The sequence below is a fragment of the Methylovorus menthalis genome, assembly GCF_020523625.1.
Classification (GTDB): Bacteria; Pseudomonadota; Gammaproteobacteria; order Burkholderiales; family Methylophilaceae; genus Methylovorus; species Methylovorus menthalis.
The window spans coordinates 612,710-624,313 of record NZ_JAJAQH010000006.1 but is presented as its reverse complement, the minus strand read 5'-3'; the positions used below and the strand labels follow the sequence as shown (position 1 = coordinate 624,313).

Annotated in this window: 12 protein-coding genes; 1 reads left to right on the top strand and 11 read right to left on the bottom strand. The window is 53.7% G+C overall.

Annotated elements, in window-relative coordinates; genetic code table 11:
- Positions 1-171 precede the first annotated feature (171 nt).
- The gene (gene tpx, locus LG204_RS08800; RefSeq protein ID WP_230336922.1) at positions 172-675 is read left to right on the top strand and encodes a thiol peroxidase; all 504 of its coding nucleotides are present in this window, start codon (positions 172-174) and stop codon (positions 673-675) included.
- Positions 676-784: 109 nt separating this feature from the next.
- On the opposite strand, the gene LG204_RS08795 is transcribed toward tpx, so the two are convergent.
- The 11 genes from LG204_RS08795 to htpG all read right to left on the bottom strand — a co-directional run bounded on the left by LG204_RS08795 (position 785) and on the right by htpG (position 11,597).
- On the bottom strand, positions 785-1,468 hold the full coding sequence (locus LG204_RS08795) for a DUF4197 domain-containing protein (protein WP_230336921.1): 684 nt from the start codon (positions 1,466-1,468) through the stop codon (positions 785-787).
- Positions 1,469-1,571: 103 nt separating this feature from the next.
- The gene (locus LG204_RS08790; protein ID WP_230336920.1) at positions 1,572-4,049 is read right to left on the bottom strand and encodes a glycogen/starch/alpha-glucan phosphorylase; all 2,478 of its coding nucleotides are present in this window, start codon (positions 4,047-4,049) and stop codon (positions 1,572-1,574) included.
- Positions 4,050-4,294: 245 nt separating this feature from the next.
- Positions 4,295-4,720 carry an ExbD/TolR family protein gene (locus LG204_RS08785; RefSeq protein WP_230336919.1) on the bottom strand — a complete coding sequence of 142 codons (426 nt, stop codon included), beginning with the start codon at positions 4,718-4,720 and terminating at the stop codon, positions 4,295-4,297.
- Positions 4,717-5,460 carry a MotA/TolQ/ExbB proton channel family protein gene (locus tag LG204_RS08780; RefSeq protein ID WP_230336918.1) on the bottom strand — a complete coding sequence of 248 codons (744 nt, stop codon included), beginning with the start codon at positions 5,458-5,460 and terminating at the stop codon, positions 4,717-4,719. The genes LG204_RS08785 and LG204_RS08780 overlap by 4 nt, the downstream gene beginning before the upstream one ends.
- A 56-nt stretch (positions 5,461-5,516) precedes the next feature.
- Positions 5,517-6,239 carry an energy transducer TonB gene (locus LG204_RS08775; protein WP_230336917.1) on the bottom strand — a complete coding sequence of 241 codons (723 nt, stop codon included), beginning with the start codon at positions 6,237-6,239 and terminating at the stop codon, positions 5,517-5,519.
- A gap of 49 nt (positions 6,240-6,288) precedes the next feature.
- On the bottom strand, positions 6,289-6,531 hold the full coding sequence (locus LG204_RS08770) for a hypothetical protein (RefSeq protein WP_230336916.1): 243 nt from the start codon (positions 6,529-6,531) through the stop codon (positions 6,289-6,291).
- Positions 6,532-6,541: 10 nt separating this feature from the next.
- Positions 6,542-6,661, bottom strand: a complete 120-nt coding sequence (hemP, locus tag LG204_RS08765) for a hemin uptake protein HemP (RefSeq protein ID WP_230336915.1) — start codon at positions 6,659-6,661, stop codon at positions 6,542-6,544.
- Between the two features lie 284 nt (positions 6,662-6,945).
- Complete coding sequence (gene rpsD / locus LG204_RS08760) at positions 6,946-7,563, bottom strand: 30S ribosomal protein S4 (protein WP_230336914.1); 618 nt, start codon at positions 7,561-7,563, stop codon at positions 6,946-6,948.
- 39 nt (positions 7,564-7,602) lie between these two features.
- The gene (locus LG204_RS08755) at positions 7,603-7,881 is read right to left on the bottom strand and encodes a hypothetical protein (protein ID WP_230336913.1); all 279 of its coding nucleotides are present in this window, start codon (positions 7,879-7,881) and stop codon (positions 7,603-7,605) included.
- 154 nt (positions 7,882-8,035) lie between these two features.
- Entirely contained in the window at positions 8,036-9,523 is a 1,488-nt protein-coding gene (locus tag LG204_RS08750; RefSeq protein ID WP_230336912.1) for a choice-of-anchor I family protein, read from the bottom strand.
- Positions 9,524-9,710: 187 nt separating this feature from the next.
- On the bottom strand, positions 9,711-11,597 hold the full coding sequence (gene htpG / locus LG204_RS08745) for a molecular chaperone HtpG (protein WP_230336911.1): 1,887 nt from the start codon (positions 11,595-11,597) through the stop codon (positions 9,711-9,713).
- Positions 11,598-11,604: the final 7 nt, after the last annotated feature.

Genomic DNA, 11,604 nt, shown 5'->3' with positions numbered 1-11,604 from the left:
GGGCGATACAGTGCAAGAAAGCATGAACTGAGCGCACTTTCCTGAATACCCATGCGCATGATCCTGCAACGGCAGGACGCCAGGGTAAAACTATCAGTACGAGTGGAACCATCAGTCTCAAACGCTTTCTGATTGGCAATCCCGCCCTCAATTTCATAAAGGACATTATCCATGACCAGCACAGTAACGCTTAAAGGCAACCCGGTAACCGTAGGCGGCGACTTCCCAAAAGTCGGCCAGACCGCCCCTGACTTTCAATTGGCTAACGCCAAGCGCGAATTGCAATCCCTGGCTGACTACGCCGGCAAGCGCAAAGTACTGAACATTTTCCCAAGTGTAGATACACCTACTTGCGCTACCTCCGTTCGCACCTTCAACAAGCGCGCAGCCGAAGTGCCCAATACTGCCGTGCTCTGCATCTCCGCTGACCTGCCTTTCGCGCAAAGCCGTTTCTGCGGTGCTGAAGGCCTGGAAAATGTGGTCACCCTGTCCACTTTCCGTGATACCGCCAAGTTCTCCAAAGACTATGGCGTACAAATCGCCGATAGCAGCTTGGCTGGCCTCACCGCCCGCGCTGTCGTGGTACTGGATGAAAACAACAAGGTATTGCATAGCGAACTCGTTTCTGAGATCGCCAACGAGCCTGATTACGATGCAGCGTTAGCTGTGTTGTAAGAAAAACAAAGCCAGGGTTTAGCCTGGTGATGCAGAGAAAAAGGGGCAATCGCCCCTTTTTTTTATTTCAGTGAAGACCAAAAAATAGCCACCTTTAGGGAGTCAATCGCTAATTTTCCAAGCTCCCAAACACCTTTTTGAGCAAGCTGCTGGCTTGCCCCATCGGGTCTTGGCGGATGGCTTTTTCTTCTTCGGCCATCATCAGGTATACGCCATCGAGTGTTTTCTGGGTGACGTATTGCTCAAGGTTAGCCTGATCTTTTTTCACCAGGCCAAACTGGCTGCCCATTTCGGCAAACTTGTTGTATTGCTGGGCCAGGGCAACATTCTCGGTGGCTTTTTTGACGATAGGCAGGAATTTCTCAGCCATGGGGCCAGAGGTGGTTTTCTTGAAGTATTGGGTAGCAGCATCGTCGCCACCGGTCAGGATATTCTTGGCATCGGTCACACTCATGCTCTTCACCGAGTTGACGAGTAGCGTTTTGGCTTCGGGTACGGCTGCTTCGGCAGCGCGGTTCATCTTGAGTACTAGTTCATCCGCCTGGTCGCCCATGCCAAACATGCGCATGGCTTTTTCGGCTTTCTTCAGGTTATCCGGCAAAGGGATTTTCACCTGTGGATTATTCAGGAAGCCATCCACGGCCCCCAGCTTGCCCACGGCCTTCCCTGCGCCCTGAATCAGGGCTTCCTTGAGCCCACTGCTGGCGTCCTTGTTACTCAGAGAACTGAGGTCAGCACTGTATGCATTCAGCGTAAAAGCAAGCAGGGTCAGGGCAGTGAGCAAACGGGACATGATGAACATCCATAAAGGGCATGAAGGAACCACAGTCTACCGCAAAAGAAAGGGCGTGCAAGCTTGCACGCCCCCGACTGGTTTACTTACTGTTTAATGCCGATCAGCCACGCAAGGGATTCACTTTCCAGATGTGGCTGGCGTATTCACCAATGGTGCGGTCACTGGAAAATTTGCCTACACGCGCAACATTGAGAATGGCGCGGCGCGTCCACTCTTCCTGGTCCTGATACAGCTTGCTCACGGCATCCTGAGCGTCGATGTAGCTCTGGTAATCGGCCAGCAACAGGTAGTTATCGCCCTTGTGCAGCAGGGTGTCAAAAATCGGCTGGTAGCGGTCAGGCTCATCCACCGAGAAGAAGCCACCGGCGATCATGTCCAGCACCTGGCGCAGCTCTTCGTTGCCGTGGTAATAATCCCAGGGGTTGTAGCCACGGGCCTTGAGGTCGGCCACTTCTGGCGTCGTGAGGCCGAAGATGAAGATATTCTCATCACCAACCTCTTCCTTGATTTCAACATTGGCGCCATCCAGCGTCCCGATGGTCAAGGCACCATTCAGCGCCATTTTCATGTTGCCGGTGCCAGAAGCTTCAGTGCCCGCCGTGGAAATCTGTTCGGAAAGATCGCTGCCGGGAAACAGCAATTCAGCGGCAGAGACTTCATAGTTGGGGTAAAACACCACTTTGAGTTTGTCCCCTACGGCAGGGTCGTCATTGACAATGGCAGCCACATCATTGATCAGTCGGATAATCAGTTTGGCCATCCAATAACCCGGCGCCGCCTTACCGCCAAAAATCACCGTGCGCGGTGTAATGCTCTCGGCCTTGCCACTGCGGATGCGGTTATACAGGGTGATCACATGCAACATGTTGAGCAGCTGACGCTTGTATTCGTGTATGCGCTTGATCTGCACATCAAACAGGCTGTTGGGATTGAGGCTGATACCGGTGAGTTTGGTGATGCGGGCCGCGAGGCGGATCTTGTTCTGCAACTTGATCTCGCGGAAAGCTTGGCGGAAATCAGCATCCTCGGCCAGCGGCACGATGCCTTGCAACTTGCTCAAATCCTTGTGAAAACCTTCGCCGATGACCTTGGCCAGTAGCGCTGTCAGGCCTGGATTGCATTGGTTAAGCCAGCGGCGCGGCGTGATGCCGTTGGTGATGTTGATGAACTTGCCGGGATATATACGGTTGAAATCGGCAAACAAGGTGGTTTTGAGCAGCTCACTGTGCAGCGCGGCCACACCATTGACGGTATGGCTGCCGATCACGGCCAGGTGGGCCATCCGCACGCGGCGGCCGTGGGTTTCATCAATGATGGATACACGGCTCAGCAAATCGGTATCGCCAGGGAAGCGGTGGTTCACCATCTGCAGGAATTCATGGTTGATCTGGTAGATGATGCCCAGATGACGTGGCAAGAGACGGCCGAACAGATCGACTGACCAGGTCTCCAGCGCTTCAGGCATCAGTGTGTGGTTGGTATAGGCAAAAATCTTGACCACCAGCTTCCAGGCGTGGCTCCACTCCAGTCTGTGCACATCCACCAGTTGGTACATCATTTCGGCAACGGCAATCGCCGGGTGGGTGTCATTCAGCTGAATCGCCACTTTTTCCGGCAGCATGTTCCAGTCGTGATGATTGGCAAGGAAACGGCGCAGGATGTCCTGAATCGAGGCGGAGACAAAGAAATACTGCTGCTTGAGGCGCAGCTCCTTGCCCGAGACCGAGGTGTCATTTGGGTAGAGCACCTTGGAGATATTCTCGGTGGCATTACGTTCTTCCACGGCTTTTTCGTAATTGCCATCGTTGAAATGCATGAGGTCAAACTCACGCGTCGCCTTGGCTGACCACAGCCGCAGATTGTTCACGGTTTCCGTGCCATAGCCGGGAATCGGCACATCATAGGCCATGGCCACCACGGCCTCGGAATCCACCCAGTGATGTTCAATGCCATGCTCGGTGGGAAACTCCACCACGTGACCAAAGAAACGTACGATATAGGTGCTCTCGGGACGCTGGAACTCCCAGATATTACCGTAGCGCAGCCAGTTGTCGGGGTTTTCTATCTGCTGACCATGGCTGATGGATTGGCGAAACATGCCGTATTCATAGCGGATACCATAGCCGGTGCCGGGGATATCCATGCTTGCCATGGAATCGAGAAAACAGGCGGCGAGGCGGCCCAGGCCACCATTGCCCAGTGCAGCATCGGTTTCCATCTCCACCACCTGCTCCATATCGCGCCCCAGCGCGTGCAGGCCTTCGCTCACTTCCGGTGCTATGCCCAGATTTAGGGCAGCATTGGACAACATGCGCCCAATCAGGAACTCCAGCGAGAGGTAATATACGCGCTTGGGATCACGCTCCTGATAGGCCTCGGATGTTTTGACCCAGCGTTCTACCACGTGATCGCGAACAGTATAGGCGGTCGTTGCATACCAGTCGCGAGGCGTTGCCGTTGCACTGGTTTTGAATGCCGAAAATATCAGGTGGTTCTGTAAAGCCTGTGCTATCGGGGTTTTTTCAGTAGTAACGGTGGGGGTGAACTCGGAGGGCTGGGACGCATTTGAACTTATCATGGCGGTTAGATTCCTGTCATATATCTGGAGATTCAGTACAGGCTAACGGCCCACCGTGATCTGGAGATGACATTCCCAGGCAGGAAAATCCACTCAACATTTCAGCAGGCACGCAGCGCACAGTGACGACTTGTCATCTAGTCTAGCAAAAAACAAGCCCGTTTAATGCGCGAATGTGGATAGCACAAAAGCAAAACCCCGCCTGCGGGCGGGGTTTTGTTGAAACCAAGGATACAGAATCAAGCCTAGTTTGAAGCGGGCTCGCTAACAAACCCCAGCTTTTGCACGCCCGCATTCTTGGCATCTGCCATCACCTTGGCGATGACTTCGTAGCGGGTTTCCTTGTCGGCACGCAGATTGATATCAGGCTGCGGCTCTTTCTTGGAGGCCTGCTCCAGCTTGAGCACGAGTTCGCCTTCAACCAGCGGGGTATCGTTCCAGTAAATCTGCCCGGCGTTATCAATCGAGATCGTGAACGACTCGGGTTTTTCTGGAAGAGGCTGGCTGCTGGCCTGTGGCAGATCAATGCGCACGGCGTGGGTCAGCAAAGGTGCTGTGATGATGAAGATCACCAGCAGCACTAGCATAACATCCACTAGCGGCGTGGTATTAATCTCGGCCATCGGGGCAGAGTGACTACCCGAGCCAAAACCGTTGCCTGAACCGATCATGCTGTCACCTCTTTAAGGTGACTTTGGGGCTTTAGTGCGCTTTCTCCGGGCGTATTGCCATGGGTCAGTGGAGCGCCGGTGGTCAGCAAGACATGCAGATCGTTGGCAAAGCTGTCCAGTTGCGCCATCAACACACGATTGCTGCGAACCAGGGCGTTGTATGCCAGCACAGCAGGAATCGCCACTGCCAGACCAAACGCCGTCATGATCAGCGCCTCGCCTACCGGACCTGCCACCTTATCCAGCGTGGCCTGACCACTCATGCTGATGCTGGCTAGCGCGTGGTAAATACCCCACACGGTACCAAACAGACCAACGAACGGCGCAACACTACCTACAGACGCCAGTATGGTGAGACCATTTTCCAGACGCGCACCTTCATCGCTGATGACGCGACGCATGCTGCGTGCCACAAACTCATCCTGATTGCAGGCATCGGCCAGACGCTTGGACGCGTGACGCTGATGATGCTCTGCAGCTTCCACCGCCTGATTGGCCAGGCGCGACATCGGCGTGGAAACGCCATTTTCACGGATGGCAACTTCCAGCGAGCTGGCATCCCAAAAACGCTGGCTGTAATTGCGCGAAGCTGCACGCAGGCGCAGCGACTGGATCCCTTTCACAATAATCAGGTACCAGCTGGCGACAGACATGACCAAGAGACAGAGAGCGACGGTGATTGAAACCACGCCGCCATCGGTAATAAAGGCCAGACCATTAAACTCGTAACCGCTTTGCATGCAATATTCCTTCTTTTTTTAACTAAATAATGATGGTGCTTTTAATAAACTGGTCACTAATCGTGCAGCGAGTAGCTCATGGGTACGATAGCGTAAACACTGACTGCTTTCCCATTTTTGCGGTAAGGCGTGAAGCGGGCGGCTTTCAGCCAATCCACCGCTGCATTGTCCAATCGCTCAAACCCGGAACGTTCCAGCAATTGAATATCTTCCGGGATGCCAGTGGCTGAAATGCGTACCTTCATCCTGACCTTGCCCTCTTCTTTGAGGCGCTTGGACAACATGGGATATTTGCGCTCAGGCTCATACAGATAGGCCACACCGGTAACCAGTTCAGGCTCATGTGTTTCAGGTGGCGGAGGCGGTGGCGCTTTTTCCACGATCTCGGCGGGAGGCGGCGGGGGCGTAGGCTTGGCATCCTGCACCACACGGGGCGCCTCTACCGGAGCGGCAGGCTGCGGCTCAGCCACTTGTGGCTGTGGTTCAGGTGTGGGCTTGATTTGCTGTTTTACCGGCTTCTGCTTTTGAATCTTGACGACCGGCTTGGGGGGGGTAGGCTCGGGTTGCGGCTCTTCAGTAATGGACTTGGGGTCACTCACAAGATTCACGACCATCGGGGTATCAGGCTGTTCGATACGCACTTCTTCGGGCTTGAGCCAGACCACGGCGGCAAAAATCGCGGCATGTGCCATCAACACCGCCAACAAGGCCGAATAGGAAGCACGCGATGGTGTTTGACCACCCTGGTTGCCACCGCGAGGCTTCAGGCCCCGGATCATGGCATTTGGCGCTTGCGCTGATTGGAATGAAGGCTTTACCAGCCTCATTTCAGTGTACATTCCCTACCCCATTCATCATTGCATCATTTCTTTCTCGTACTGCATTAAATACGGCCATTCTGGCAGCGCCTTCCTGCAGCAATTCAGCCAGTGTGCCAAACGCCTGCATATCCAGCCTCAGGCTCAGCGCGCCCACTTCCAGCTCGGCCACATTGCACTCTTCGCAGAATAAAATCCTGCAGCCGTCGTTACCCGCCAGCACAATGCGCTTACAAGGATTTTCCGGTTTCATACGGACTCCTTTACTTCGTCAGAATCAGCTTGCCCTGACGGGTGAGCCGCAGACGATAGGTTTGATCGCCGTGTGCAATCTCTAGTTCGCGTTGTCCATTAAACAGCTCTTTGCTGTCAAGTTGACGCATCTTCGCGTTCGTCATGGACGGTTGCACACTGGCATCCACCCCTCGAGGTGCATCTGTTAACAATGTAGTCGATGTCATATGACCCTCACTTGAACCCAATAATTGAACCCGAGATAATCAACTCAGGATAAAACAAATGATAACGATTCTCAATTAGACGGTCAAGCCTAATTTTACAATTGATTATTCACGTTGAATAGCCATCGGAACAGGGATTTTTTCCCTAAAAAAAACGGCCGCCAGCAACGACGACCGAGAGAGGAGACCACGAACAACCAGCAGAACTAGAGTCTGTTGGCGTAATACTCAACCACCTGCTGCACATCTACCGGGAACGGTACATCTTCTGCAGCAGGCAAATGCGCGATACGAGCAACGCGCTGCGTTTCATCCCAACCCAACCATTCCGGGCGAATCAGGGGCATGTCTTTCAATGTTTCATTGACGATAGGAATCTGCGCACTGGCTGGTTTCAGGCTGACCTCATCGCCAATTCTCAAGCGAATAGACGGAATATTCACCACCTTGCCATTCAATTGCAGGTGACGATGCGATACCAGCTGACGTGCAGCGGCGATGGTGGGTGCAAATCCTGCGCGGAACACCACGTTATCCAGTCGGCGTTCCAGCAACTGCAATAGTGTTTCACCGGTAGGCGCCTTGCCGCGGCGTGCATCCACCATCAGGCGGCGCAACTGACGCTCGGACAAGCCGTAGTTGAAACGCAGCTTCTGCTTCTCCATCAGCTTGATGCCGAAATCAGACTTCTTTCGGCGTACGGCCTTGGCACCATGTTGGCCAGGCGGTGTGGGGCGCTGCTCTATGCTTTTGCGGGAAAGGCCTGGTAAATCCACGCCCAATGCGCGCATGACTTTGAGCCGGGGGCCGGTAAAACGAGACATAACTCTACACTCCGATATCGATGATGTTTTAGTTTGGACTTATTGCAGATGACGACTGCCCGGCACCACGACCGACTGCATGGCATGCTGCTCGTGGGCGATGGCTTCCCAATCGCGCATCAGCCGTTGTGCCACTTCAGACACCAGCTTCGATTCAGCATATTGCGGAGCAGTCAGCTTGCGGGAAAGATCCAGCGCCAGCTCGGCCAGCTCAGCCGAAGGATGACTGGCATAACGCGCAGTCACGCAGCACAGCGAAGCCAGCACAGCATTCGCATTGGGCAATTCCGGATCAAATATCGCTTCTTTAGGTTTCACGGCCAGTCCTTGTTAACCAAGTTTTAATAATGATAATGATTCGCATTTGTTAAGTCAACACGCATCATGAAAATTCAGGTAAATAACATCCACAAATGAAAAAGCCACCGCAACTGCGGTGGCTTGATACTTCAGCGCTGCAATCCTCGGGGCATCAAACTTTGCGACGATATGTCACAAAACCAATCAGCCCTATCCCTGCCAACAGCATACCGTAGGTCTGGGCTTCCGGCACTGGCGATACACCGGAAATGCTATAAAGACTGGTTGTGCCGCTCACTTCGTTGGCAATCGATAAATAGTATTTGCCGTCGTGGATAAATGTCATCAGGCCTTCTGGAGCCACATCGCCATCGGTCACGATCATATCCAGGAAACTGGCTTTGCTGGGGTCGGTCACGTCATAGATCGCCACGGCGCTTTTGAGCGTGCGCTCCAGACCAATAAAGGCCAAAGTGCGGCCACCCAGCTCCAGCAAGGCAACGCCTTCAGGCTCCACGCCTTTGTCATCACTACGGCCATCATCGTAGATGCCCAGCTCAATGGCCTTGGCATCCAGCTGGTTGCCACTATCAAACACAATAGCGCCTGAAGCGTCGCGAATCGAGAAGGAGCGGGCACCGAATGTCACCAGATTGCCTGGTGTAGAATCAGTCACAGAAATATTCAGCTCTTTCAAGTCCGCAGGAGCCGATGCTTTCAGAGCCGGAACATCTTTTACGCGTGCCTTGTCGCCGTCATCTTCACGGGTATCGCCTTCGTTCGCCATCACGATAAAGGTTTTACCACCCACTTCATATGCTGCCATTGAATCTGGCTGGTACAGACCCTTCACGTCGCTGGCACGCAACTCAACCTTGCCATCCTTGTGGCTGGGGTCTATCCAGTTGCCAGGCTGGCTGAAATCCTTGGTGCCAAGACCAATCACACTGCTGAAGCTGTTGGTCTTAAGATCAAGCACGCCAATGGCATTGGCTTCCTGCAAAGACACATAAGCCTTGGAGCCCGCCTTGTTAACGGCAATATATTCCGGCTCATAATCCATGCCGGTATTGGTGCGGATATTGCTGCCGGTCGTGGGTACGCCGATGAAACCTGCATTCGTAATCACACTGCGCGACGTCATATTGATCACGCTGACACTTCCGGCAGGATCATATCCCGCATAGTTGGTAGGCGTGGCTTCATTGGCCACCAGCAGACGCGAACCATCGGCAGTAAAGGTCAACATGTCGGGCAAGGCGCCTACGGTGATCGAATTCACCCCGGAAGTCAGCGCACGGCTGGAGGTATCAAACAGCTTGACCACACCAGGGGCTGTACGATCCACGGTGGATTCGATGGCAAAAGCAGCCAGGCCATTATGAATGGCAACGCTATTGATGGAGCCATAGGCTGTGGTATCAATGTGCTGCACCAGACTGCCGCTGCTCGCATTCAATACATCAACGCCATTAATGCCAGCCACCCATACGGTGTTGGTGAGCTTGTCATAAGCCGAAATTTCAGAGGTTTGCCCAGCCACACCTGTGGATGCGTGGTTATATGTCCAGAGCTTGCTCAGGCTCAGCGTGTCCGCGGCGAACGATATCGCCGGCAGGCAAAGGGCGGAAACCGCCAGTGTGATCAGTTTCTTTTTCATCTTCCCATCCTTGTTATATGTGTGTGTTTGCTGTGTGCTGAATGTCTGCGTGTGCGGGCAGACACGTCAGCGCAGAATGTAAAGATGGTGTGTGACAGGATGATGAAACCGACCAGCTGTCAGGTATTCCATGCATAAAAATGCCCCGGCAAGCGGGGCATTTGGGGGTACAACAGCGCGTTACGTATTAGCTGATCAGGCTATTCATGCGACGCACAAAACTTGCCGGGTCTTCCAGCTGCCCGCCTTCCGCCAGCAAGGCCTGATCAAACAGCAGATTTGCCAGGTCGGCAAAACGGCCCTCATCTGACTCGGACTTGAGCTTGGCGACCAGCTTGTGCTCCGGATTCACCTCCAGAATAGGTTTGCTATCCGGCGTTTTCTGCCCGGCAGCCTTGAGCATCCGCTCAAGATTACCCGATAGATCGTTTTCACCCGCCACCAGGCAAGCAGGAGAATCCGTCAGGCGGTGCGTCACGCGCACTTCCTTCACGCGTTCGCCCAGGGTCGTTTTCACGCGCTCAATCAGATCACGCGCTTCTTCTTCCACTTTCTTCTGCTGCTCTTTTTCAGCTTCGTCTTCCAGATTACCAAGATCGAGGTCGCCCTTCGCCACCGATTGCAATGCCTTGCCATCAAACTCGGTCAGGCTGGACAGCATCCACTCGTCCACGCGGTCAGACAACAGCAAAACCTCAATGCCTTTCTTGCGGAAAATTTCCAGATGCGGGCTATGTTGGGCGGCAGAAAAACTGTCGGCCGTGATGTAATAAATCTTGTCCTGGCCTTCTTTCATGCGGCCGATGTAATCCTTCAGCGACACCACTTGCGCATCGGTATCCGCATGGGTCGAAGCAAAGCGCAGCAGCGCTGCAATTCTCTCGCGGTTGGCAAAGTCTTCGCCCGGGCCTTCTTTCAGCACCCGACCAAACTCATTCCAGAAACCGGCATACTCTTCAGGCTTGTTTTCCGCCAAGTCTTCCAGCAGACCCAATACCTTTTTCACTGAACCCGCCTTGATATTGTCGATATCACGGCTGGACTGCAGGATTTCGCGCGAGACATTCAGTGGCAAGTCAGCACTATCAATCACCCCGCGTACAAAGCGCAGGTATTGCGGCATCAGCTTTTCGGCATCATCCATGATAAAGACACGCTTCACGTAGAGCTTGATGCCATGCTTGCGCTCGCGGTCGTACAAATCCAGCGGCGCGCGGCTCGGCACATACAGCAGCGAGATATATTCCTGCTTGCCTTCTACGCGGTTGTGGCTCCAGGCCAATGGGTTTTCAAAGTCATGCGATACGTGCTTGTAAAACTCCTGGTATTCCTCGTCGCTGATGTCGCTCTTGGCACGCGCCCACAAGGCAGACGCCTTGTTCACGGTTTCATCCTCATCGGTTGGCACCTGCTCGCCATCTTTCCACTCCGACTTCTTCATGATGATGGGCAGCGTGATATGGTCGGAATACTTGCGGATAATGCTCTTCAGCTTCCAGTCGTTCAGAAACTCATCTTCGCCTTCACGCAGATGCAGGACGATATCGGTGCCGCGGCCCGCCTTCTCAACAGCTTCCAGCGTGTAGTCACCCTCGCCTGCCGATTCCCATTTCACGGCTTCGGCGCTGCCCGCACGACGGGTAATCAGGGTCACCTTCTCAGCCAGAATAAAAGCAGAGTAGAAGCCCACGCCAAATTGGCCAATCAGGTTGGCATCCTTGGCCTGGTCGCCGGTCAGTGCCTGGAAAAACTCCTTGGTACCGGACTTGGCAATGGTGCCGATATTGCTGATGACTTCGGCACGGTTCATGCCGATGCCGTTATCCGAGATGGTCAGCGTGCGCGCATCCTTATCGAAGGACACACGAATCTTCAAATCACTGTCATTGCCATACAGGCTATTGTCAGACAGCGCCTCAAAGCGCAATTTATCTGCCGCGTCAGATGCATTGGAAATCAGCTCGCGCAGCACAATTTCCTTGTTGCTGTAGAGCGAATGAATCATCAACTGCAACAGTTGTTTTACTTCGGCCTGAAAACCTAGCGTTTCTTTTTGAATGGTGTCGGTCGACATATAAACT

Bases quoted from the DNA above. Each gene is read 5' to 3' on its own strand.
- tpx (WP_230336922.1), top strand. From the start codon at position 172: ATGACCAGCACAGTAACGCTTAAAGGCAACCCGGTAACCGTAGGCGGC.
- LG204_RS08795 (WP_230336921.1), bottom strand. From the start codon at position 1,468: ATGTCCCGTTTGCTCACTGCCCTGACCCTGCTTGCTTTTACGCTGAAT.
- LG204_RS08790 (WP_230336920.1), bottom strand. From the start codon at position 4,049: ATGATAAGTTCAAATGCGTCCCAGCCCTCCGAGTTCACCCCCACCGTT.
- LG204_RS08785 (WP_230336919.1), bottom strand. From the start codon at position 4,720: ATGATCGGTTCAGGCAACGGTTTTGGCTCGGGTAGTCACTCTGCCCCG.
- LG204_RS08780 (WP_230336918.1), bottom strand. From the start codon at position 5,460: ATGCAAAGCGGTTACGAGTTTAATGGTCTGGCCTTTATTACCGATGGC.
- LG204_RS08775 (WP_230336917.1), bottom strand. From the start codon at position 6,239: ATGATCCGGGGCCTGAAGCCTCGCGGTGGCAACCAGGGTGGTCAAACA.
- LG204_RS08770 (WP_230336916.1), bottom strand. From the start codon at position 6,531: ATGAAACCGGAAAATCCTTGTAAGCGCATTGTGCTGGCGGGTAACGAC.
- hemP (WP_230336915.1), bottom strand. From the start codon at position 6,661: ATGCGTCAACTTGACAGCAAAGAGCTGTTTAATGGACAACGCGAACTA.
- rpsD (WP_230336914.1), bottom strand. From the start codon at position 7,563: ATGTCTCGTTTTACCGGCCCCCGGCTCAAAGTCATGCGCGCATTGGGC.
- LG204_RS08750 (WP_230336912.1), bottom strand. From the start codon at position 9,523: ATGAAAAAGAAACTGATCACACTGGCGGTTTCCGCCCTTTGCCTGCCG.
- htpG (WP_230336911.1), bottom strand. From the start codon at position 11,597: ATGTCGACCGACACCATTCAAAAAGAAACGCTAGGTTTTCAGGCCGAA.